General features: G+C 27.9%; 14 protein-coding genes. 10 read left to right on the top strand and 4 right to left on the bottom strand.

The window, feature by feature from the left end; translation table 11 throughout:
- The first annotated feature begins 3 nt into the window (after positions 1-3).
- The 6 genes from IMCC3317_RS08655 (at position 4) to IMCC3317_RS08630 (ending at position 12912) form a co-directional block, all read left to right on the top strand.
- On the top strand, positions 4-1188 hold the full coding sequence (locus IMCC3317_RS08655) for a MotA/TolQ/ExbB proton channel family protein (RefSeq protein ID WP_160129123.1): 1185 nt from the start codon (positions 4-6) through the stop codon (positions 1186-1188).
- Entirely contained in the window at positions 1181-1786 is a 606-nt protein-coding gene (locus tag IMCC3317_RS08650) for a hypothetical protein (protein WP_160129122.1), read from the top strand. Before IMCC3317_RS08655 ends, IMCC3317_RS08650 begins: the two co-directional genes overlap by 8 nt.
- Positions 1783-2409, top strand: coding sequence for a hypothetical protein (locus tag IMCC3317_RS08645; protein ID WP_160129121.1), 627 nt, complete (start codon positions 1783-1785; stop codon positions 2407-2409). The genes IMCC3317_RS08650 and IMCC3317_RS08645 overlap by 4 nt, the downstream gene beginning before the upstream one ends.
- On the top strand, positions 2399-8848 hold the full coding sequence (locus tag IMCC3317_RS08640) for a hypothetical protein (protein WP_160129120.1): 6450 nt from the start codon (positions 2399-2401) through the stop codon (positions 8846-8848). Before IMCC3317_RS08645 ends, IMCC3317_RS08640 begins: the two co-directional genes overlap by 11 nt.
- 421 nt (positions 8849-9269) lie before the next feature.
- Positions 9270-9662 carry a hypothetical protein gene (locus tag IMCC3317_RS08635; RefSeq protein WP_160129119.1) on the top strand — a complete coding sequence of 131 codons (393 nt, stop codon included), beginning with the start codon at positions 9270-9272 and terminating at the stop codon, positions 9660-9662.
- Positions 9655-12912 carry a CHAT domain-containing protein gene (locus IMCC3317_RS08630; protein WP_160129118.1) on the top strand — a complete coding sequence of 1086 codons (3258 nt, stop codon included), beginning with the start codon at positions 9655-9657 and terminating at the stop codon, positions 12910-12912. Before IMCC3317_RS08635 ends, IMCC3317_RS08630 begins: the two co-directional genes overlap by 8 nt.
- A 9-nt stretch (positions 12913-12921) precedes the next feature.
- Here the strand turns inward: IMCC3317_RS08630 and IMCC3317_RS08625 are convergent, their stop codons facing one another.
- The gene (locus tag IMCC3317_RS08625) at positions 12922-13710 is read right to left on the bottom strand and encodes a hypothetical protein (RefSeq protein WP_160129117.1); all 789 of its coding nucleotides are present in this window, start codon (positions 13708-13710) and stop codon (positions 12922-12924) included.
- Between the two features lie 209 nt (positions 13711-13919).
- On the opposite strand from IMCC3317_RS08625, the gene IMCC3317_RS08620 reads away from it, so the two are divergent.
- Positions 13920-14120: a hypothetical protein gene (locus IMCC3317_RS08620; RefSeq protein ID WP_160129116.1), complete on the top strand. Its 201-nt coding sequence runs from the start codon at positions 13920-13922 to the stop codon at positions 14118-14120.
- 64 nt (positions 14121-14184) lie between these two features.
- Here IMCC3317_RS08620 and IMCC3317_RS08615 read toward each other — a convergent pair whose 3' ends face one another.
- Positions 14185-14862, bottom strand: a complete 678-nt coding sequence (locus IMCC3317_RS08615; protein WP_160129115.1) for a response regulator — start codon at positions 14860-14862, stop codon at positions 14185-14187.
- On the bottom strand, positions 14852-16867 hold the full coding sequence (locus IMCC3317_RS08610; protein WP_160129114.1) for a tetratricopeptide repeat-containing sensor histidine kinase: 2016 nt from the start codon (positions 16865-16867) through the stop codon (positions 14852-14854). The genes IMCC3317_RS08615 and IMCC3317_RS08610 overlap by 11 nt, the downstream gene beginning before the upstream one ends.
- A 323-nt stretch (positions 16868-17190) precedes the next feature.
- Between IMCC3317_RS08610 and IMCC3317_RS08605 the strand changes: the two genes are divergently transcribed.
- The 3 genes from IMCC3317_RS08605 to IMCC3317_RS08595 all read left to right on the top strand — a co-directional run bounded on the left by IMCC3317_RS08605 (position 17191) and on the right by IMCC3317_RS08595 (position 21893).
- The gene (locus tag IMCC3317_RS08605; protein ID WP_160129113.1) at positions 17191-18759 is read left to right on the top strand and encodes a M48 family metalloprotease; all 1569 of its coding nucleotides are present in this window, start codon (positions 17191-17193) and stop codon (positions 18757-18759) included.
- Between the two features lies 1 nt (position 18760).
- Positions 18761-20896 (top strand): VWA domain-containing protein, encoded by a 2136-nt coding sequence (locus tag IMCC3317_RS08600; RefSeq protein ID WP_160129112.1) that lies wholly within the window; start codon positions 18761-18763, stop codon positions 20894-20896.
- A gap of 85 nt (positions 20897-20981) precedes the next feature.
- Positions 20982-21893 (top strand): hypothetical protein, encoded by a 912-nt coding sequence (locus IMCC3317_RS08595; protein ID WP_160129111.1) that lies wholly within the window; start codon positions 20982-20984, stop codon positions 21891-21893.
- Positions 21894-21957: 64 nt separating this feature from the next.
- Here the strand turns inward: IMCC3317_RS08595 and IMCC3317_RS08590 are convergent, their stop codons facing one another.
- Positions 21958-26418, bottom strand: a complete 4461-nt coding sequence (locus IMCC3317_RS08590; protein ID WP_160129110.1) for an ATP-binding protein — start codon at positions 26416-26418, stop codon at positions 21958-21960.
- Positions 26419-26432 lie beyond the last annotated feature (14 nt).

Here is a 26432-nt window from a genome sequence, read left to right as displayed (position 1 = left end):
TTTATGAAGATTATTGAAATTTTAAAACGAAATGTTAGATTGATAAAAAAAGTATCACTTAGTTTATTAATTGGTTGGTTTATTTATGGGGCTCTGGTTTGGGCTTCATTTGAAAATTTAGAATCCGCTATTGAAGAAGCAACATTTAAAGAATATTTATTTGATGGAGACCCTGCTTTAAAAGGTGTTTTATTGACAGGCAATAATCAAAATGATTATTTTAACTCTGTTTCTGAAATGAAACTCACTTGGAGAATTCTGCAGAACATTGGGGTTTTATCAAAAGATAAATCATTTGCTAATTTCGAAAATGATAATGTTTTTAAAAAGGCATCCTCAACAATTTGTTCGGTTTTTAATGATAAAAATCAAGATAGTGGAATAACTACTCTGCTTGAGCTTAATAAAGATTTTGGAAATACTCCTGCAAATCCATTATTGAAAAATAATGACAATGAAGTAAAGAAAGCTTTAATTAAAAGTTTAGCTAGAAGCCCTGGTTCCTTCGAAAAGTACGTTCAGCTTCTAGAAGACGCTCGCAAAGACGTTAATAATGATGCTAAGCTGAACCCAACAAATATTTTCATTTACTCTTTTCCAAAAGATTTATTTCCCTCTTTGTGGGGGCGAAACACCTCGTTAGAAGAGACTACTTCAATTATGTTTAATCATACCGATATTAAGAATAAATACGAATCCATTTCTGATGGTAAAAGTCTAGAGCAATATCAGCAAATTAAGGATTTCTACTCAAAATTATTAATTGCTATTAGCAATGATTCTAATGTGTCTAAAGCAAGAGATTGGGTAATGGTCTTTAATGGTATTATGCAATTGATTATGATAATCGTATTTACATTTTGCTTAAATATCATTTTGACTTACAAACCAGAAAATAATAGCAAATATAAGTATGCTTTGATTTACTCTTGGGGAGAAGACTCTCTTCCTATTTTTGGTTTTATTGGTACTATTCTAGGATTAATGAAGGCATTGGGTGATGCATATAAAATACCTCTAGCAAATGGTAGCGTTAATGCTGCCTTATCTATATCTGATATAACAAATGCATTAAGCATTGCTTTTACAACTACACTTATGGCATTTGTTCTAGGTATGATTTTGAGTTTATTCAAAATGTTTAATCCATTTCTTATAAAGAATACAAAACTGCTCAAAGATGAATGAAAGTGCTAAAATAGGGTTTCAGGATCTTCTTTTTAATTCAGCTGTTGCTTGTATTCTACTTTTTATAATTTTCTCATTAAAAGTCGGAGGAAAATCTCTAGCAAACTCTGATGTTGATGAAATTGGGATTAACAGTAGTGCGGGTAATGATATTAATCTTCCTATTCCCTCCGAAAAGATTAAAGGAAAAATGACATCCATAAAGATTGTTGAAATAGCGGAACTATCAACGAAAGAATTAAATAATTACAAAGAAAAATTCAGAAAAAATAATCAGGGCTTCGAATGGACGAACATAGATGATAAAAAAGATCAGAGAGTAATATTTTTTAAAAATAAAATTCAATTCCTAGGATATCACATCAATGATCAGAATAATATAGAATTCAAATTAACAGATCCAGTATTCCAAAATGGAGTTATTAGAACCGCAATTATTGAAGCATCTTCATTATTAACCAACAAAAAAGATAAATTCAATGGATATAAAGCGTACAACGAGAATTTCACTTGTACTAGTGAAAGTATAAGAGTAGAATTCAATATTAAAGATCAAAATGAACTTGTAACAAAAAAACCTTTTATTGATTGTAAATGAGCAATACTAAAACTTTAAGGATTGGTTTTCTAGATATGCTAACAGCTTTTCTATGTTCTTCTGCTGTATTAATGGTAATTATAGCATATAGTCAAGATAAAAGTTCTAAAGGTCAGGCATATCCTAGAAACTTCTTTGAATATACTATAGAAGTGAGCGCTCAGAATATTCAAATATTAAATGGTGCTGAATTGAAGTTTTATATTAACAATTCAAACGCTGTGATATATACAAAGAATGATGGACAAGGGATTGTAAGAAGTAAAGAAACTGGATTAATCGAATTTGAAACAGAACCTAATTACAGTGTTTATGTTTTAGGTCCTCAGAAAGTTTTTGAAAATAATTTAATTGATACTTATACGATTTATGTTCCTACTCATGGAGAATCACTTAATGATTATACAGTGGGTGTTTTGTATTATAATACCAATAAATTAGGTTTAAATAATTATTCAAATAGTAAAGAGGAATTGACGAAAGAAATAGATGTTAATTCCATTTCAATAACCCATAAGCTAAAGACATTAGATATTGATAACAAAATATCCAGTAAAATAAATATTCTAAAAATTGGAGAGCATAGTCAAAGGCGACTTAAAGACATAATCGATGAAAAGTAATATTCTCTTATTAATTATTTTTTTCATTTTCCCTATCAATCAAAATTTGGGAGTTAAAAACCTGCAATCAAAAGAGGCACTATTAGAGTTTAAACCAATTACAAATATTAAAGAATTTCAAGCTTTATATCTTTTTCAGGAACGCTTAAAGTATTCTCTAGTTAACTTGGATAGTAGTTTAAGTAATGAAAAGGATAATTTCACTAATCAAACAGACCCAATTTTCAATACATTACTGAATGAAATTAACAGTACTTCACTTGTTCAATATGTGGTAAGTTCATTAGATGGTCTTCATTCAAACTGGAAAGCCTCAAAAAAAATGTTTTTAAATGGAGATGTAAAACTAGCAAAATATTTAACATCAAAAGATGGTATAAGAAAAAATTATGAGGAAGACTTAAAAATTTTAAATGAGCAATCTGGAAAAGAAATAAAAAATATAGGTGGAGAGTATAATATAGTATTATTAGTTCTACATGAAATTCATTCAGAAATCCCTTCTTTAATGGATAACTGGAAATTCAATTCAGATTCTGATAATATTGAATTATTCTGTAAAGCTTACGTTAAAATCAAAAGCTTAAATAGGCTTATCAAATTATTTGAAGAGGTTTCAGAGTCAAAACTTCTTTTAAAATTTAATATTCCTTACCCTGAAAATTTAAAAGAACTATTAGTAGAAAACAGAAGGTTAAAAGAATGTCTCAGATCTAAGGGTAAAACAGACTGTAATAATGTAATTAAGCAATTAAAAGAAAATCAAAATAAGATAGAGGGAATAATAAATAAATTTAGCAGAGAATTAATCAATAAAAACGCTAGTGAACATGGGACTTATTTAGACTCTATTAATCTAAAGTTTAACAAGCAATTAAAAAAAGGAATTAATTTTTTTAATCAACCTAAAAAAGGGTTAAGCTCAGAATTTGTTGATATTAAAGATAATAATAACACTGTATGGACAAGAATTCGATTTAGCACACAAATAGCTCCAAACCTTTTAAATTCTAAAGAGTCAATAATAGCCGATGGAATGGTTAGTATAGTATATAAACCAAATATATCTAGTAAGAATAATTCAATAAATAGAAAAATTAATATTTTCTCGGATGCAGAAAAACTACTTAATGAAGTAACTAAAGAAAAAATCAAATTAGTAAATATTGATAATAAACTTACACAAAAACAAAAAAATGATTCAATTAAATCACTTAGAGTCTTATTAAAAAATCAAATAGAAAATAATAAATTTCTTTTAGAAACAGCTCTTCAGAATTTTCAAGTAGAAATACCAACTGGTTTAACTGTAAAGGACATAAAGCTTAAAACAAATAAGAATGGTAATTATAAATTTAAAACTAATCACGGTGGAACAGTTGAATATATTAGTATAAATAAACCTACGATTACTTCAAGTACTATTTGGCCTAAGTTCAATACTGATATCAAAATAGCTCAAGAATTTGTAAATAAACTTCAACTTTCAAAATCCTTAGGTATTACGTTATCAGATGTCAGCCTGGATAGTACCCTGCAAGCCAAATTATTCTTTAAATGGCAACCTCAAGATTTTTTAAAAACCATTTTAAATGATATCGACTCTACTAAAACCATTGTGATAGACATAAATAAAATCAAAGTTGAGGATACTATTGATTTTAAAAAACAATTACAAAAATCAATAGCAAATAGTATAGCTCAAAAAGTAGAAATGCATTTAAAAATATACGAAAAGCCAAGGTCTTCAATTAACAATTACCTTCCAATTGAGGCTATTGAATCAATATCTGTTAGCTCCGATGAAATCGGAGAAGGTATTTCAGGCTCTTTTATCATTAAACCTGTGGGTTACGAGATATTTGTTTCAAAATTTCCTGAGGTAAAAGATGTATACAAAACAAAACTTGAATTTAATACAGGGTTTAAAAATGATAAAGCATTTTTAAAAGTAAATATTGATAAAATTGATATATCGGTTTTTTTAAAGCCTAAAATTGATTCTTTGATTTCTACTACTATAAATAGTTTAGAATTTAAGACAGAGGAGGAACTAAAGAATACTGCCTTAGGGATACAGAATAAAGTGTCGATAACAAATGCGAATGTTGATTTAGTTAAAAAGTACATTAAATTTGATGTATCAATAATTAATATTGGCAACCTTGGCACGGCTATTATCAATCAAGAAGGTTTAGACATTAAACTAAATAAAAAGTATTTAGAGTCATATGCTAAAAATTTTCTGTTAGAAGAAATAAGTAAAAATATAGATTGTGAATCTTTAAAGAATTCGTTAGATAGTTTATTTGGTTTACCTATTAAAATAGAGAGTGATTGTGATTTGAAAAACCCAGTAATAGATGCAGTTGTCACTCAGAAAGGGTATGAGCATCTTAAATTTAAGTTTGGTTTAAAAAACAACAAGTTAAAGCTTATAGACTATCCAAAGAAAGAGGTTGAGAAATTATTAATATCCAGAATCAAAAAGATACTGCCTAAAGGAGAGTACTATAAACTTAAAAACCCTAAAATTGAAGATGGAAATTTTATAATAGATTTATGGCTTACCATTCCAACTTTGAAGATAAATGAAAAAGTATCATTAATAAAAATTGATCCATTTTCTGGTAAACCACCCTCAATAGAAGGATTAGAACTCTCTGGAATTATTGAAGACAAACTAAAAGAGGGTATTAACAAAACAAAAGGTTTTTTGCCTTTTGATATTAATTTTGGAGATCAACGAGGTATCAAACTTACTAAACTCGAAGATCTTAAACTAAAAGAAGGAGTAGAACTTCTTTTTTCTGCAGAAGTAAACTTACATAAGAATATTAAATTTAAATGTGAAGTAAGCCTTAAGGAATCAGGAAAATTTATTCCTGAGTTTAAGAATATAAAATATGATGAAAAAATGCTGCTCTCTTTTCTTCCAGATATTAATACAGATAAAATTAATGGAATATTAAAATTTAATCCAATCAGATTTGAAGGAAATATAAAATTCAACATTGATGCATTGCCTATTCCACCTATTAATTTTACCCTTACAAAGGATAAATTTGACTTCACTTTCGATCCCGAAATTGAAATTAAAGGAGCTTTTCAAGCTGGTCCGCTTGTAATTTTAGACCCTACATTTAAATTAGATTTTAAGCAATCTGAAATAAGTACTAATGCCTTTATGACTGTTGGGGTATCTGAATCAGCTAGAGAAACTGCTAAGCTTGTAAAATTATACGGAGAGATAGGTTTCTCATACAAAAACGTAGGAGATTTTAGATCAAACTCTGAGCTTGTTCTTCTAAATTTTATGCCAGTTATGCAAGGTGTTAGCGAAGGAAGTTTAAAGAATTTATACTTTAAAATGGATCAAAGTACTGTTGGGAAAATGCGTGAGATTTTAGAATTTAATGCTAGTGTCGAATTTGATGGAAAAAACAGAATTTTGCGTGCAAATGGGAAAGTTGATTTGCTCAATGTGATTTCTGCTGATGCAAGACTATTATGTAACTATTCAAAGAAAGATTTTTTAGCGTTGGAGTTTGAAGCTAAATGTAATCTTCCAATTGGAGATTTTGGTGTTGAAGGAAAAACTAAAATGAAACCAATAAATCCGCTTTCAGCACTAAATAATGCTGAGTTAGGCTTGAATTTGAAATCTAAATTTGAAATACTAGGTGTAGACTTTAACACTGGAGCTATTATAATGAAAGTAAAACCCAAAAATACTAAAGTAAACATTGAGTTATTAGGAATTAATTTAGGGATAAATATTCCCTCTCCCTATGGTTTAGATGGAGATGATATTAAAGATCTTATCTTAGGTCTCTTGGATTTTGACTTATCGCTAAAAGCCAAAATTGATGCTTCAAAAATTAAATTAGACTTCTCAGGATTAAATATTGGGTTTGATAAGCCCTCTTTAGAAGTAAAGATTAATCTTGATATGAGTGGAGAGGATGATGGAGGTAAAGAAGGTAATGGTGATAATGAAAAAAAAGCGTTTGAGATTACCGAGTTAGATAATGGAGACAATAATGTTAATAATTCTATTCTTAAGATACAGAATTCAAAAGAAAAACAAATAGACTTAAAACATATTCAGACCATTATAGCTAGACAAAAAAAATATAGTGATTGCTGGAAAATAGGACCGTTTAAGATTAAATGCCGAACAAAGTACAGAACTATTAGAGAAGAATTATTTAAAACAAGTAATTGGCTTAGAGTTTATGGAAACAACTTACCTGAAGATTTTGGAAACTATAGCTGTATCTATGACACAAGAACAAGAGTAAGTTCCACTGGATATAAAATAGAAGGATTAACAGCACCTATAAATCAACACATAAATAATATTTTTCAAGTAAGTCGTATAGATAAATTAGTGGATAAAGGGTATAGTGTGATTTACTCAGACAGCTTATTACTAAATAAGCTGTTTCATTATAAAATTAACATTCTATCTTTTTCAAAAAAGGATGTTCCCACAAGTAATAAACTTGAAAGCAATTTTTCATCTTTAGAAACGGAAAAAATTAACCCAAATATTTATAATATTAATATTATTTATAAAAATTCTGATGCTTACGCATTCTTGAGCGTTGACCCAGAAAAACTTAAAAGCTTTGTGAAGAATAATATCATTAAAAAATTGAACAATGAGGATGATTTTGTTAGATCAAAAATACTCTCTAAATTCAAAAATAAAGGTTTGAATGATTTAAACTTAGCAAATAAAAAACTCTCAATAGTAGCTAAAAACATTATCACTTATGAGGTTTCAATAATAAAACCTTTCAAAGACGAGAATACTGCAGTAAAAGCTTTAGGGGAAAATGAAAAGTACAAATCCAGTGTAGGTGATGAAAAAAGTATTAAAAGAGAAATAAGTCAAACGCCAGATAATAGCCATCTCGTATTCGTTTCTGAAACGAATTATAATATTAAACATTTCGATTCCTTAGATGTGAAAATCGCAAAAATAAATTCTAAAAATGATTTAAGTAGCTATAAAAAATTTATTCAAAATCGATATATAAATTCAGTTGTAGACAATATTGATACTAATCTCTTTCCTGAATTGAAATATAAAAAGAAAAGCATTGACAAAAACATTCTGATAAAGAATTCGGCTCAAAATATTATAGATAAAATTGCTAATAATAATTTTAATTCTGGTTACTTGATTTTTGAGAAGAATGCTATAACATATGTACCAAATCAGAATTCAAATTTCTTTGTCGAGTTTGAAGATAAAAGCAATATTGATAAAGCTACTCAAAAAGAATACGGAAGTCTTATCTCTAAATCAACAGGTGTAGTTTTTGAAAAAATTAATATAACAAATCTCAAACTATCATTTAAAGACGTTTACTCTGCTGATATAAGTGATGCTGAATTTCTTACTAAGGTTAAAAAGGATATCAATAAATACAATGTATACAGGCGTTTACAGATATATTTAAATGAAATGATTCAATCTGGGGGGACTCCATATTTTATAAACGCCCAAATTTCAAAACCTAAGATTGAGTTACAACTATGGAATAATAAAGAAGCAATTGACTTTTTTATTACTGAAAATGTTGCTATTGGGGATATCAATCTAAACCCTACTTCTTTTTCTTATTTTCAAAAGAAATCTGATATAGCAGATAAGTTAGGTGTGAACACCTCTAATCTTGAAACAGTAAAAAAAGAACTTGAAACGAATAATTCATTATATTTTAATCACTTTATTTATAAGCTAATAGAAAATGAGTCTATTAAAAATAACGCGATAGTAAAAGACTTTGGGAATCCATCAAATAAAGTGTACTTGAAAATAGAAGCAGATGAAGTAATAATTGGAGAGTTAATAAGTGTTGAAGAGGATTTTTACAAATACAGTTTAATATCTATATCTGATAAGGTAAATTATACTTTATATAAAAATCTGAGAAAAGAATATGAAGATAAAAGTTTTACTCCTCAATTATATTTGAGCAGGAAATTTAATTCTTCTTACTCAATTGAAAAGGTAGCTTCTGATGTTAGTAATAGCAGCAAATTTTTTGATTTAATTTTAGAACCTTTACTAGAACACAAAAAGAATAAAGCATACATTCAATCCACTCAAAACTTAGGAGAAAACTATAGATATAAAGCACTTCTATTTATAGATGGAAATATAAAAATGGTTTGGGAACAAAACAACAAGAATATAAAACCACAAGTTATTCATTTGGGACTAGTAGATAATATTAAAAAAATATTAGAGATAGCTAGTGACCCTTCTCGAATTCCACGTCTAGTAAAAACTAACCTAAGTAATTTATCAGATAGTCAGCTAGCAGATTTCATTTTATCTAGTCTAGAGAGTACAGATGATTGGAATAGAATTTATTCTATCATAAACCCACTTGTTTTTCATAAAGAAAGGGTTCAATAAATTAGTATATAGTAGACAGATCTTGAGACTAAAAAACCTCATTTAGCGTCGATAACGAGTGATATGACATAGATTATAAGTAACGAAATAGTACTCAATAGAGCCAAGAGAGAAGCTATTTTATATACAATGGTTTTGAGTTTTATTGATGTCAAAAAAGGAAAAAATACATGGAGCGTATGCTGAAATTGCTACATTTGATTTGGCGTACAAATTAAAATTTTAAAAATTAAGATGTTACTTCCATTAACCGGTGTTTAGAAAAAAGCGACCTAAGTAAGCATAATTGAAAAAAACAATTGTTTTTGAGGATTTCCGTAAAACATTCTAATTTTAATTTACGTACTTGTCAATGAAGTAAAAGTTTGTGATTCCCCTTTATTTGCTAATTAGAATTTTTAACACTTAAGAGAATCTAAATATGACAACAAAGAATACTTCTGAAACACAAAAAGTTTTGATAGCCAGTGATTATCTATCTTATGAAGAACTTGAAGTTACATTAAAGAATATTGATATAAAAACGGAATTGATATCTAGAGAAGAAAAAGTTCGAAATGATATTCATCCAGTATTGTTAGTAGCTAGTTCTTTATACATTACCAAGGATTTCATTATTCCAATGGTTAAGCTTATAATAAATCAATTCAAAGAAGAAAAGCCTAAAGGTTTAATTATCATTGAATTTCCATCCATAAGAGTGAAATTAAGATTTGACCTTTCAATGGAAGATTTTAATAAAAAAGTAGATAAATTAAAAGGATTACTAGGGAATCCAAAACTTTTTATCACTCAAGATGACGATGATGAATAGTTTTGAAAAACTTCAAGAATTATACAAAAAAGGTGATTATATAAGTTTTTATACGCTTTATAAAGCTTTAGAAAAACCTTTAGATGACGAAGTCCTACTTTTAGCGATAAAACTAGCAAGGAGCGCAAGCGAATGGCTAGATATAGAAGATATCTTAATACAATTAAAAAAGTCTGTAAACATTCAGTCAGTTGAAAAATCTAAACTATGCTATGAGTTTTACGATTTTGTAAGGAAAAAACTGAATAGGAAAGAAAGTGAAATTATTTTAGAAAAATGTTTTAGAGTAATCAGTAATAGCACTGATAGCGATTTAGTATTTTATGCTAAAAAGATTCAAATAAAAACGCGTTTGATTCTTTTACATCAAGGTTTATTAAATGCAGAAGAAAAAAGAAAAGTCATAGAGGATGGATTAAACTTATATGAGAAATATAAAGAAATTAATCAATGTGAGTCACTTTCTTTCCTTGAAATACTAGTTGATTATATAGGGAAACATCCAATACCTGATTTAAAATTTGGATTAGAAATTATCGAAAAAATAATTCAAGATAATTCTATCAAAAATTACAATAAAATTTCTTTTTACCTAAAGAAAGCTAGGTTTCTATTAAGAACTAAGTACTATTTAGAGATAAGAAACCCTATAGAGCTTCCTAATGAAATAAAAGAAATTTTATCATTTCTAGAAGAGAATAAATATTTACCAGCTACAGAAATAATAGAAAGTGTATATGGGAATCATTTATTAGATTTAGAACTTATTGAGGGAATAGAATTCTTAGAAAATAATATATTGAAGTTATGGCAGTTAGGATATCATCAAGAAGCTCGTAATGATTACAATAATGCTTTAAGATGGATGCAAGATAGAGGTCAGGGTAAACTGTTGAAAGAATTTAGTCAAAAAATAAATTTACCTAAAAAAGTTAATAAAACTATATTAGAAGCGGAGTTAGAGATGTTACACAAATCTCATGATTTCCATATTTCTGGAGACTATTATAATGCAGGAGAAACTTTAGAAAAAATTATATCTAATATTGAGAATGAAACTTTTCAGGTTTTATTTATTGGAACTTTGGTGAATAATACATCTCAGCGTAGCATAAAAAATATAAAAGAAATTAAAATTATTGATTCAAAAATTAAAGATTTAAATGAGGTAGGGAAAACATTTCTAATCGCACAACTTTATGCTTTCATGGCAATGCTTGACAAAAAGCAATCGAAGAAATATTTCATTAATTCTGGTAAAATGTATGAGAATTTAGGAATGATTCAAGAAAGTTTAGAACAATATCAAAATTACATCAATCAAAAGTTAATAGAATTCAATGAAAATAAAAAGTTGTCGACGATTGATGGAGTCCCTAAAGATTTAAAAAAAATAATTTCTTTTTTTGATGCTGATCATTGGATTAAAAACAGATATTCTTTACAAGGAAATTTATGTCAAGTCTCAGGTAATTTGTCGCTATACATTAAACAGTTTGAAATAGCCATTGAGAGTTTTGAAGCAGCTTCTAATTTGTATTTGAAAGCAAATCATTTGAATTCATTTGCGCTGAATACACATCGTCTAGGTTCAATATATTTAGAATTAGGTAGAAAAAATCAAAATATAAATGATTATGAAAAAGGGAATAAGGTTTTATCTGAGGGAATTTCGATTTCAAAAAAATCAAAGCTTAATAACTTTATTTGGAGATTGCAATTTATCTATGCGTTGACTTATATCGAACCATTAGCAAGAAAATTAGTCAGTCCAAATGATGTTTTGTTATATGTGAAAAATGGTGAGAAATGCTTGGATCAAATAGCATTTTATTTAGATGGAATGATTCATAAAGCGAATCAAACTAATTCCTCTGAAAATTTGGAAGCAACAATTACTTTCAAAGATGATACTAGACAAATTATTTCTTCTGGAACACATTTTTTTCAATCAAGAGGGAATTATACAAAAGCAATAGAATGGTTGGAGAAGATGCGAACAAGATCTCTGCTCATAAGTATGACAAATTATAAGTTAAATAATGATGAACTGAAAAAACATCCACTTTTACTACAGGAAAACAATATAATCTCTCATTTATATGAGGAGAACTTAAATGAGTTTCAAGAATATTCTCAAAATGATTTAGATAAGTTATATCAAAAGATGTTGAATGATAAGATTACAAATGAATATGCTGCTATAAAGCGACTAACAAAACTATCTATCACAAATCTGAAAGAGTCTATTAGAAATAACGAAAAAAAACTAGATGGTCAAAAACTATTCTTCCTCTACTATTTCATAGAAAAAGATAATATTTATGTATATGGTATAAGCTCTCAAGTAGAAAAAATTTTATTTTCAAAAGTTCCCATAAAGACATCCGACCTTGAAGATTATTTGTCTACTTTTTATCTAAATATAAATTTATCAAAAACAAAAGATTATAATCCTGGAGAAACATTTTGGACTCGTTTTAGTGATTTAATAGCTCCTTTGAAAGAGTGGACTCAACCTGACGATATTATATGCATCGTACCTTATGGGAAATTGCAAAACCTTCCACTGCATTCGCTTCATATTGATGGCAAGCCGTTAATTTATCGGAATCCTGTGTTTTATAATATTAGTTTGTCTACTTGGCAATATATACAATTTAAGAACACAATATTCAGTAATTTTAAATCCGTTGGGTTGTTTGGAAATCCTGAATACAATCTAGAAAATGCGGAGGAGGAAGTCTTATCGCTAGTAAGACTTTTTAAGAAAGAGGCTTTATTTGGGAAAAACGTTACCAAAAAGACTTTTCTCAAAGCTTTAAAAGCAGATGACTTCATTCATTTTGCTGGTCATGGAGATTTAGATAAAGGTCATGGGTTTTTATCGGGCTTAAAGTTAAATGACGGAGTACTTACAGCAAAAGAGATAATGAATCAACGTGCGAATACAAACTTTGTTACATTAGCTTCTTGTGATGTTGGAAGACAGAAAAATCATTCAGGGGAAGAATTAGTTGGATTGACTTCTGCCTTTATTGCAAGCGGAGTAAATACAGTAATGACTGGATTATGGGAAGTTGATGATGCAGATGCAAAAGAGTTCTTTTCCATTTTTTATAAAAAACTCTTAGAAGGTTTTCCTAAAGTCATAGCAATGCAACAAGCAATGCTTGCACTTATGGAAATATCAGGGAAATCACATTTTTGTCATTGGGCTATGTTTTCCTTAACTGGTGATTGGAGATAAAGAAGAACATCATTTATATTCTTCTTTGTATAATTTTTGTAATTTAACTTTAAACTCTTTCTGTATTGATTTCATTATGGTTCGTTCCGTCTGTGACTTCCTGAATGGCTTATTTAATTTATCTAGAAAACTATTTGACTCTTCATGTTTTTGTAATGCTATTTTCAACTCTTCTACTTTATCAAGAATAATATTTCTTAATATTGGCTTTAGCCTCTTGTCTCTGAATAAGTTTATATATTCTTTAATTTCATAATAATACTCTTTATCTAATATTTTTTCTATTTTTTCTTTTTCTATTTTAAACTTTAATCTTTCTAAGAATAAAATATTGGAGTTTGAAAGTTGAGTTTCCCCTGAGTTTAAAGTTGATTGATTATTTTGAGAAGATTCCATTTCAGCAACAGGGAAATTGTACTCGTTCTCCTTTATATGATATTTTGTATTATCCCATTTCAAAAAAAAGCGATCATATTTTTCACTTTTCTTAAATTCTTCTAGGTCTAAGTATACTCCATTTATAAAACCGCCTAAACTTTTCCCCCAGATACTTTTTACTAGATGACTAATAGATACTTCAGTTAAATTGACAGGGAGATTTTCAAAATCAAGAATTCTTTTGATTGTTGATTTACTACATTCATTCTTTTGTAGATCATTAAAATTATCAGATATATATATTATTATTTCTAGAGTTTTTATAACACCCTCTTTTTTGTATTTCTCCTTAATCTTATGGGATAAAAAAAGTAACTCAGTCACTTCCTCTCTATTATACCTTGGTTTCTTCTTACTCATTTTTAACTATTTAAAATATTTCAAAATAATTGACAAATTCTGCCAATGTCTTTGTCCATGGATAACCACGAAGTTCCATGGACAAAAATTAATATGATTTGAAGCCTATGTTTGTCCTGAGATTAGAAAGCCTCTCCGGATTAATAGGCTTTCGCAAACGTCTTGCGCAAGACGTGAATTTAAAAATTAACATTAAAAATTCACGTCAAATGAAAACAAATTTTAGACTTTTAATCGTTTCTTTAATTTTTAGTATCACCTTAAATTCTTGTACTATAGATGATGATATTAATCAAGAGGAAACAAATCAAACGCAAACTCAATCAAATGGTAATATTTCTGATCCGCCAGATCAAGAATTAGAACCAGAGCCATGTGTAGACCCAGAACTTGAACCTTGTGAAGACTAGTTCATGTTAATTCTATATAGAGAATAAAAGTATACTTACTGTAATGCTCGTCTGCAGACGAGCATTATTCTATTTTTCTCTGCTGAAATGGAGCTGTTGTTTTTTCATAATTTTCTCTATTAGATTTTTTATAATTTGTATATGTATTTATCAACTCGACACTATTTTTCACATTAAACCTTTCACAAAGATTCTTTAGGTGGGACTCTACAGTCTTAGGAGAAATATATAACTCTAAAGCTGTTTCTTTTTGAGTGATTCCTTTACTAATTAATTCTATTACTTCATTCTCTCTTTTAGAAAGCTTTAACCATTTTCCTAAAAGCAGCATTTTAGTTATATTTTTATCTACATATTTATTTCCTTTAAATACTTCTTGTATTGCATCAAAGACATTTTTTGCAGATAATTGCTTGTCTACATATCCATCTAAGTTGTAGTCTTCAATTAGAGTTTCATAGTAGTCTACTTTTGCATGTTGCGTGAGTATGATTATTTTTATTTTAGGATATCTTTCTCTTATTAATTTCGCAATTGAAAAACCATCGTACTCGTTTGTTTCAAAATTTAAGTCTAATAATATAATATCTACAATCGAATTCTCGAGGTTTTTAGCTGCTTGTTCGTAATTATGACATGATATTACATTTTTTACTAATGAATTGTACATTAAAAGCTGTTCCAAGCCTTCAGAAAAAAGAATTGAATCGTCAATGATCATGATTGTTAAACTACTTTTCATAAAGATGTTTGTTTAAAGGAAAACTTAATTTGAATTCAGTCCCAACTTTACTAGGTTGAATGACACAATAGCCTCCAAGTAATTTTGCTCGCTGTTGTATATTAATGATTCCTATTCCATCAGTTTTGGATTCTTTATAACCAATACCATTATCAATAATATGAAAATTAAACACATTAAGAGAGTTAAGATTGTTAGAAATAGTTACTGATGTAGCATTTGAATGCTGCTCTATATTATTTAAGATTTCTAGTAAGATGCCATAAAAATTTGTTTGTGCATCAAGTGTCATATCATTCAATACATTTGGAATTGTATCTTTTATATGTATCTGAATCCCTCTGTATATTTGGAATTCTGATAACTGATTAATAATAATCTCTAACAAATTAAACTTTTTTAGTTTATCTTGTAAAGGAGACAATCGGTGTGATATTAAACGTGTTTGATGGTTAATATCATTGATATTATTTGTAATCTCATTTATTGCTTCACTTTTTTTAGAATCGTTTATATAATTTAAAGTTTCAACTTTCAACCGTATTCCATCTAAGTTTGTAGCGATTATATCATGTAAGTCCTTACTAATAATTTTTTTTATTAATTCTTGCCCATTATAATTAGCTTTTAATTTTTCAACTGCTCGTTTCTGTTTTAAATTTTTTTGACGCTGCACTAAAAATAGATATGCTATAAACAATAGTAGAAGTGCTAGCAATGACATAATGAGTAAAAGGTTTTTAATTTTGATATTACTATTTTGCTCATTAATAAGAGAATCATTACGCTGATTAAGCATAGATAATCTAAGGTTTTCATTTTGCTTTTTTTCGCTATCAAACCTTTCTTGTAGTTCCTGTACTATCTTCGTTTGTTTAGCGTTGAAAGTCGACTTATAATTATCAGAATATTTTTTTTGAAAGTCATAAGCTTTTTTATAGTTACCTATTTTTAGATTGTATTTGGCATTTATTTCATGATTACGGTTAATCACAGCATTATTTTCAATTTTATCAATAAGTGAATTTGCTTTACTTAAGTATTTCTTAGCAAGTAGTAAATCATTAGATTCTATACATAAAAGAGCTAACTCATTACTGTTATAAAACATTGATTGTAAATTATTATTTTTTGTATTCAACTCTAATGCTTTTATATAATATGATTTGGCATTAATTAAATCTTTTTTTAAATAATAGACAGTTCCTATATTATATAATATCGATGCTAATTTGTTGTTTTTCTTCTTACTGAATTGAAGTGCTTTATTATAATGAACTAACGCTACATCATATTCTTTTTGAGTTTTATATGCATTAGCTATATTGTTATGACTCATTAACATACCTAGTGTGTCACTAATTTTTTCTCTATAGGATAAAGCTTCAAAGTAGTATTTTAAAGCTTTTGTATTATTACCTAAATCTTTTTGTATTTGTGCAATCGCATTACTAACCGTAGCTAATCTTTTAAAGTTTTGCGTTTCATTATATCCATTATATGCTTTAAGTAATGCATTCAATGCTTTTTGGAAACTTTGCTGATTTTTATAAATAATTCCTGCGTTTAAAAAAACATTATATGCCTCTTTCGTTTGTTGATTTTCATATAAAATCAATGCTTTCTCCAAATAATAGTTAGTACTATCCGTTAAATGTTGTTTCCTTTTTAATAATGCAATAGCATTGAAGCAATAAGCAGATATTAAGGATGTCGAATCTATTTCAAGACTCTTTTTATAGTATTTTTCTGAAATTAAATACTCTTTTTTTAACCAAAATAGAGTGCCTAATTTTTTATATGAATTTAGAATACCAGTTTCATTCTTTTGTCGTTTAGCTAATACTAATGCATCTATATAAATTTCTTTGGCTTTATCTAACTTTGATTCTCTAACTAGACTATCTCCAACTTTAAATAGGTTTTTAATTTGATTATTCTGCGCATTGAGTTGGTAATTCGACAAGAAAATACAAAATATTAATATTTTGACTCCTCTACTCATATCGTTTATGTAACAGAAAGTAACCACTCTTCTAAATTAGTCAATAATTCGTTAATAATCATGTGAATAACAAAATATCAGGGAATTCCCCTATTGTTATTTATAGATATAATCTATAAAATTGAGAAGCTAAAATAATTATATAAATGAAAGTAATATCATGCAAAATAAAAATATATCAAACTCAATAAAAGAATGTACAATATTACTTGAACAAGATAGTGAGGTAACAATCACATTACAAAATTCTTTTTTAACGATAACCAAGAATAATTTTGAATTGTCATTAAAACACAAAAATTTAAATCTAAATATTTTAACCCATGAAAAATAATATACTCTTTAACACTTTTACTAAATATAGCTTACTAATCATGTTTTTATTGATATGTACGCTGGTTCATAGTCAAAAAAAAGAAACGCTGAAAGATGTTATCATTTTGGAATTTTCTTCTCCTTATGAAACTATGATAATTAATGTAGATAATGATAAACTTAGTCTTTTAGTCAATGATAAAACTAAGTTGGTAGAAGGAAAAAGGAAATCTATAAAAAAAGAAGATGTTTTCATTGGAAGTACAGTGGATATAACATTTTACATAGAAAATGGAGAACGTATCTTAACTAAGATGAAAATTCCGAAAAGTGAAGAGAATGACGATAATTTTGATGGTGTATTTGAAATACTAGAAGAAGATATTGCGTATATAGATGGTAGAAAAGTCAGTTTGTCTGATAACGCTAAGATTAAGTGCAAAGGAAGTAAACAATGTAATTGTAGTAAAGGTAGAAGTTTCTTAAGTTTTGCAGAAATTCCAATTGGAAGCTTCTTAAGTGTTACTGGTGAACAAAAAGAGGATGGAATATTTGAAGCTTCAAAAATAACGGTATGTCAAAATATATATACAAGTAACGATAAACAATTGATGCAAGAAGTTTCTAAGAGCTTTGATGCATCTAATTTGAATCGTGTAACGTTCATCCCCAAAGGATCATTTAATCCTTCTTATGGACTTCACAAAGGTAATATCAAAATAGGAGAAGTAAATTATAAGATACTGGATAATATAGAAATTCAAGGATATATAAATCTAGTCGGAAATAGAATTCTTCCTCAATATGCTAAAGAAGAAAGCTATACTGAAAAACATAATATACTTTTTCGCTTTTATGTTATTGATAATGATATCCCAAATGCATTAGCTTTTCCTAACGGTATGATTTTCATTAACACAGGACTTTTAAAACTTATTGAAAATGAGGCGCAATTAGCAGCAGTATTAGGGCATGAAATTAGTCATGTGACTTATGAGCATGGAGCAGATAGGTACAAAGTGAGTAAGTATTCTGAAAGTAAAATTGTAAAAAAAGGAATCAGCTGGCTAAAAAAGAAGGTCAAGAAAAAAGCTAACATAGACGAGAATAGTATTTTGGGATCTATATCAGAGCAGGTATTAGAATATACAACACCTAAAAATATCATAAACATATTCGATAAAAAAAAGGAAATACAATCCGATAGAGTTGGTCTACTTTATATGTATAATGCAGGTTATGATGTGAGAGAGGCTAAAAAGTTTTGGCAAATTATGGTTAATAAGACTAAAGATGAAAAATTTCTTAATAAAGTGACAACTAACGCCTTGGATTTGCTAGAATCATTAGATGGGAATGTAGATGGAGACATGTTAAAAAATGCGAGTAATGAAGGAATGAATATGTTAGCAAAACAGATTTTAGAAACTATTTACACCTCACATCCGTTATCAGTAAAGCGCTTAGGTAGTATACAACAGCTTTTATCAAGAATATATAATGATTTGGATTATGAGCAATATAGTATAGGGAAAGAAGAGTTTGATAAGTATTTAGGAAAACTTAAAGGAAACTAAGATGAGATCGATAATCGTATTTTATAGTTTACTAATATCATTTGTTACATATAGTCAACCTCATGCAGAACTAATTGATTCTCTTACTAATGGCATGACTGTGAATTTAGAGCATGGAGATCGATTTGATATTAGTGTTAAAAAGATAAAAATAAATGGATTCAACTATATATACGGAAATATTTATGCTCTACCAGCATACATCTTACTTCCAAAAAAATATCCGATAGTTTACAAAAAGATAGTTTTTGTACTAGAAAAAAATAACGTTACTTATGTTGTAAACGATCTTCGTGATCAATTTCAAGGAGAAAGTGGAGAATACAAAATGTATCTCAATGTAAATACAGATCAAGACATAGAAATATCTGGTTCAATTTTCGTTCTCAATAAAGAATCTCACCTGAATAGGAATAAATATAATAAAGTTGCAAAAGGTATGCTTATTAGAAAATCGGGCAGCATATTTATTGACGAGGATGGGATGGAGTGGGAATTGCAAAATCAAATAGCTAATATTTATCATAATCCCGCGCAAAACGCTAAGTTCCTCCATAAAGTTAAGAAAGGGGGAGAATACGAAACAATAAGAAGAATATATCTATGCGAAGGTGAAAAAAAACGAATACTAAGCAGTGCGGGTATTATAGAAGTAATAAGTGTTCAGTCTGATACCTTACGAGGTTGTAATATTATTGATCCGAGTATAACCAAAAAAGGAGGCACTTATAATTTTGGCCAAACAAGCCTTATGAGTATATTTCCCCAATCTGAGCATAGTTTTTTTGATATACAACCCCATGGAGATATCGCATGGGGTAATAATTATAACATTCTAGATACGGATTATCCTTGTTTAGAAAACCCTTGCGAAAAATTTGATAAAGATATTTCTTATACTCTATTTCTAATAGACCGCTCTGGAAGTATGGCAAAAAGAGGAATAAGCGGAAAACCAAAAATACAAGAAGCAAAAGAAGCTGCCATTCATAGCTTAAATTCAATGCAAAATAATCAGGAAATTGTTCAAGAAGTGGGGTTTCTAACTTTTTCAGGAGGTTGTATTAGTGATCCAACAGCAAATCAATCACTAGGTTTTAGTAGTAACATACAATTTGTGCAAAACTCTATCAATACAATTTCTAATCCTAATGGAGGTACTCCCTTAAAAGAAGCCATTGATGCAGCCACGCAAAGATTTCAGAATTATGTAACACAAAAAGGAAGTAATAGCGTCGCTAAATTAATTGTATTGAGCGATGGAGTATCATCATGCAGTAAAATACGACCATCTAATGTATATGCAAAAGGTGCTTCATATTTTTCAAAAAACACATTTTTCAAAAAACAAATTATAGTTAGATATTATACTATTGGCTTTGATATTAAACCAGGATCTGAAGCTGAACGTGATTTACAATATTTAGCAGAAAGATCAGGAGGGAAATATCTAAATGCTAAAAATGAATTAGAATTAACAAGAGCATTTCAACGATTTTTTAAACAGTATACTCCAAAGAAAACACCAATATCAATAGATTTAAGTAAAAAACAATATACGAGATTTAATGAAGGAATTGAAAGTGTTAACAAGGAAAATTATAGAGAAGCAAAAGATGTTTTCAAAGAATTGTCAATTGTTTATACAAATGATTACAATATAATATTCAATTTAGCATTGATGTATGAGGCAAATAACTATTTTATCCATGCAATAGAGATGTTTAAAAAATATTTACAATTAAATCCAAGAGCAAAAGATTCTAAATGGGTTCTTCAGCAAATAGAGCTGCTACAAAATGATTACAAGATATTTATTGAGTATACGAAAAGGGTTGTGAATAAAGACTTAGAATATTTAAATATTTATTTTAAAAAAGTTCAAAATGGAGAAAGTTTAAAATTAGCAGAGGAATTTAAAGGATTTATAAAGGAAAAAGTTGAATATTATAAGAATTTACCAGAAATATTTAATATTGGGAATAAACACCTTGTAATAAATTGCAAAGAAATCTCAAGATCATTAAATAAATGTTCCAAAATTATCAGGAAAAATTCTACGAACTGGGATAAAAACGCAATTCCATTTTTATCACAGATTTATTTAAATCTAAAAAAATTAGCTGAAAATTGGTGATGTTTTTTCAAGACCTCATTAAGGAAAACCGTAAAATCGTTTTCTAAAAATGTTGTAATTTGATGATAATTTAATTTATAATAATATGGAATCTAAGAAAGGTATCAGAAGTTTACTAAGAATGAACCCTATTTTATGGAAAGCTTTATTGATTATACTATTAGTGGGTATTGTTTTATTAGCTATATCTAATATTTCTTCTTTTAACTCTAATTTTAAGACATGTGCCAAAATTGTTCATGAGATAGGTGTTTTATGTATTACAATTACACCTATTTTATTTGTTTATGAATTAGCTCTGAGAAGGTTATTTGTTCATGAAATGTCTCATGAGGTTGAAAGAGTAATAAACAAAATAGGAATCAAGGAAGAAGTAGCTAATATAGTCAGAAAATCTCTTCCTAAATCTTATGATAATATTTTGAGTAATGGTATCTCAGATGCTTTTCCTTATTTAGATCCAGAACATCTTAGAGACAGAATTATAGAAGCACAAGATGCAGAAATAAAGATTTTAAAAATTTGGATTCCTTTCTTAGATGAAGCAATCGAACCCAATCTTTTTATCGATGCTATTGATAATAGAAATTGTAAGTTTAAAATAATTTTATTTGATCCAAAATCAAGTGAAGCAATAGAAAAAAGAGTTAGAACATTGAATTACTCACAAAAATATTTCCAAATGAGTATTCATGCAAATTTAAATTATATACATAGTGTATGGAAAAAAATAAAAAATAAAGATAACTTGATGGTAAAAGTGCATGACGACTTCATATCCGCGTCCTTAATAGGCTTCAAAGATTATTTTGTAATGGGATTATATTTGCATGAAAGGATAGCAACTCGCTCTCTTCAGCTCAAAATTGAGAAAATAAGAAATGGTAAAGAAACAGAGTTCTTCAAACAGATAAACCAACATTTCAATAGTCAATGGAATAATGCATATAAGAAAGTTGTTTTTACAGAATCTGATTATAGTTTTTCTGAAACTTAATAGCTTTTAAAGCTTTTCTTGCTATCTAGTGCATAAATCATATAAAAACTTATTGAAGAGAACATCAATAAGAATCAATATCCCGCAACACTTCAAACGCTGATGAATCTCTGTATTTATCATTCTGTAAAATATCATCAAAAATATCCATTGCATTTTCTAAAGATCTATTCTTTTTATCATATTCTCGTATAGCATTATAGGCATTTATAATAACTTTTAAAGGTTCATTTTGCACATGACGTTTTGTAATATCAGGTGCTAAGTGTGTTTTATATTTCCCAGCCAGTGCAATACACTTATGAGGATAATCGTTAGTAGATTTTTGTAGAAAATCATAGAAAGGATATTCTCTATATCTACCTACTTCAGAAATAACATAATTTTCAAGAAACTCTTCAATATCTGTAAAGATTTTGGGATTCATATGATAAAAAGCTCGATTGTAAATTCCTCCAAGTTCTTCATCATCTATATCTAAAAATCGATTAACAATCTTTAATGCTCCACTAATTTTTGATTCTTTTTCAATAAACTCTAAAGCAGTTTTTACACAGCTATTTGGTTTGTTATGAATAATAAAATCATTCAATAATTGCTCTGAGCCTTTATAGTTATTGCAAAATCCAATGGTAATTAATAATCCTATTTCATTATCAGCTTCTTTAACTTTCAATGCTTGCTCAAAAAAAACAATTAACTGAGAAAAACCGTGATGAATTAAATATTGTAATGGGTTTATGGAAACCTTTAGAATTCCAGAATGAAAATCTTTTGATAAATTAAGGAATAGGTTTAAGATTCTGTCTTTGTCATGACGAATTAAATATTGTAACTCATAGATTATAGCAGCTCTTGTTGACGGACGTATATTATCAACTAAAAGTTCTAAAGTTGAACATATAAAATCAAAAGTATCTTCTGAAAAAGAATAGTCAATAAGTGCGTTCGCCGCAGCACCTCTGACTGAACTAATCCCAGTATTAAAAATATTTTCAGTATTTATTTTTCCTTCGTCTCCATGTAAAGCATTTTCTTTTAAAAACTCTAATACTTCAAGGTAAATCTTTTTATGTTTTGGAAAATAACTAACTAACCTAATTAGAGATGACTTATCATAGTCATTATTAATATCTCTTTGAGTAATAGTTTTTAAAAACAAATCAAATAATTTATCAACTTCTATTTGTCCATTTTTTAAGCCTTCCAAGCCACTAATTACATAAGTAGTGGAAATAGAATCATCAAATATGATTTCTTCAATAAGAGATAAGTATTTTTTCGGATTCTCAGATACATAAGCTGAAAATTTTCTTTCATGTTCAAATTCAGAAGGATGTTTCCAATTATTGAAGCTTTTATTTTTATGAGTATACTTTTTGAAGCTTGCTTTCCAGTTTTCATCACTGAAACTATTGTAATTAGCATCTTCCAATACATCACGATTAACAAAAACAAGTGTCTCTTTAGGCTCTTTTATTTCAATTTCTCCAAATTTTCGTTGTAGTTCTTGATATTTTTTTAAAAGTCTCTTGTTATGAATGTTGCCATTATTTTTAATACTTACTAATAACTCATATTTTGTATAGCCATAAAATTTATTTTTAACTTTTTCTCCATTATCTCTGATGATGAGTCTAACTTCATAATCTTTATAAAAGTTAGGAATTATATGGCTATTTAAATAATTTCTTTGTGAATCTGTAAACAAATGATACGCCTTACCGAATGTATCCAAAAGTAAATAATTTAGATACTCATCAAAGCGGAACGACACTGTGAATTTTTTTAAATCAGAAAAATAAGAATAAGCTTCTTCTATAAGAAATTCAGGAAATTCATTAATAATACTAAGAGCAATGATAATATGAGTATTGTAGTTTGAATTTAAATAATAGTTAACTTCATTTTTGACAAAATCAGTATTATTTAGGAAAGTTTCTTTTAAATAATCTACTAGTTCATTCAACTGCTCATAATGAGGATGAAAACTATCATTTTTTCCATTATATGATTCAAATGCTTGGTCATAAAATATTATTCCTTGAAGTTCATAACTTCTTTTAGTTATAATCTCTCCAATGATTGTTTTAACAAGATTGTAAGCAATATCAGAGTGTGTTTTCCAAAATGTTTCGTAAAGCTGACTACCGTGATTTTTTGAAAAGAAATAATCTTCTCGATCTTTATAAGAAGTTCCTTTTTTTATTTTGGTATTTGAAATGACTTGATTTTTTACCCATTCAGGAAAGTTTTTAACCGCATTTTCCAAAATAGAATGAAACCAATATTCTTTATGAAAATCAAGATTTCTTTTAAATACATTTTCAATCAATTCAATTGCCAAAGGATTCTTTACCTCTATTATTCTCCATAAATAATCAATTATAAGTTCATCTTTAATATCAGAATTTTTCAATGATTGGTAATATTCTAGTAAAATATCATTTTGGTCTGTAAAAATGAATCGCTTGAAAACATCAATAATTTGATCTTTAGAAATCTCAATGCCTGCTTCTATTTCTGTTCGGAATATTTCATTTTTTATAAAGAAGGTAAGCCAACCTTTACCTAAGTAAGAAGACAAAAAAGCATCTTTTAATAGTTTTTCTTTTAGAATAATTTCTTTTACGATATTTTGTTCTAGAATATTTGGCTCATCTTGAAAAGCTATTTGTTGTATCACTAGGAGCTTTAAGTGAAACCTAATACTTTTATTTTCCAAAAGCTCAATAACATTCACGCTGTATTTATCAGGATCAACATTTCTAATATAATTAATGATTTGTTTTACTTTTGAGCGTATAAATAAACCTTGATGTCTTGATGTAATATCTTCCGTGAGATTGATATCATTATTCACGAAATTTCGAGCAAATGAATAATCAAAAAATGATTGGTGGAAAAACTCTATTTTATCTTCTCCTTTAATAATCCCTTCGGATTTCAGATAATTTAGTTCATCATAATAGGAATCTTCAAAGTACAATTCAGGTATATTTATTTGTTGCGTATCGTACATTTTTACAGCAATCTCATATATCAATTTTGTAATTCTAGAAGATTTGAGATGAGTATGCTTTGCGCCATTTTTTAAAAGAATTTTATATTTCCATAGTTGATTATATAAGTCTTGCAAACTTTTAATTTCATCTAATTTTAATTCTGCCGAATATATCTTAAGAAAAACATCTAAATGAAGCGGAACAGCTAGCAATTTTAAGAATGAATCAGAGAATTGACTAATATTCTTAATATCAGACTTTTCTAAAATTTCTAAAAGCGTATTTTTATCCAATTCTTTAATTATAAACTCTTTCTTTCCTTTATAATTAGAAATAATCGGATCGTAATTTAAATCATAGATTCTTGTAGATAGTATGATTTTTACTTTTGGATTCCCAATAAATTTTTGAATCAAATTATCGTAAAAACGAAGTGGTTTCATATTAGAAGACAGCGCTTGCGATAGCGCATCAATTTGATCAATAAGAAGAACGCCTGTTTTGTGCTCGCCAATAAATTTAGTAAAGAAATCTAGGAAACTAGTTTCTATATCTAGTTTATCTTCTAACTCCTTGATCGTAGTAAACGTTAATCTATCAGCTTTAAGCGATAAAACAGGAATATTGTCTTCAATCAATTTATCATAAACCTGTGAAATTACAACAGTTTTTCCCATACCAGCATTTCCAGAAACAACAGCGATATTCATTTCGTTTTCATTGAGATCTTTTAAAACCCAATTAATAATTGAGTTTCTTACGGGTCTTATAATATTGAGTGTTTCATCCTTTCCGAAATATGCCTTTACTCTTGTGATATCGTTCGAAATAAATTTAGCTTTAGATATGAGTTGTTCATCAGATAAAGTGTTTTTCTTTTCAACGATTGTAGGACTGAATTTTATTTCTGTGAAATAGCGACTCATAATATCGGTATTTGATCGAATTCGCATATCTAAATCAACAGCACTTATCATTTTTATATTTAGTTTATTCAAAAGTTCTTCAATAGAAGGAAGAATGTTTTCAATCTTTAGACTTTTAAATGATTTGGCAGTTAACTCCTTTTTTAATAGTTTTTGCACATCTTGTGTTTGCCATTTATTTTTGAAATCAGCTAAGAAGATTTTAGCCTTTTGAGTAAAGTCTTTTGAAGCAACTATGAAGTATGTAAAATCTTCTATATCATAAATCAATGAAGAAGATGTTTTGTTATTTTGTTTAACTTCAAGAATATGATATAATAAAAATTTTAAGACTTCTGATAGGACAAGATTAATTCCAATATTTTTTTGAAGCCTCTTGCATTGAACTATAGCTTTAACCTTTCCATTAAGAAATAATATGGAATCTGTTCCTTTTTCACCAACACCTGATGATAATACTGCATTGTCATAAACATTCTTATAAAAACCTTTTTCAATTCGGTCTTTGAAATAATGATATACCATTTCTTCAAATTCTCTAGCGGGTAAACTATTAAAGTTTAAAGGTCTGTTGATATGTACTTCTTGTTTCATAGGGAATTGAAATA

This window comes from Kordia antarctica, from assembly GCF_009901525.1.
Classification (GTDB): domain Bacteria; phylum Bacteroidota; class Bacteroidia; order Flavobacteriales; family Flavobacteriaceae; genus Kordia; species Kordia antarctica.
This window is presented reverse-complemented; position numbering and strand designations above follow the sequence as displayed.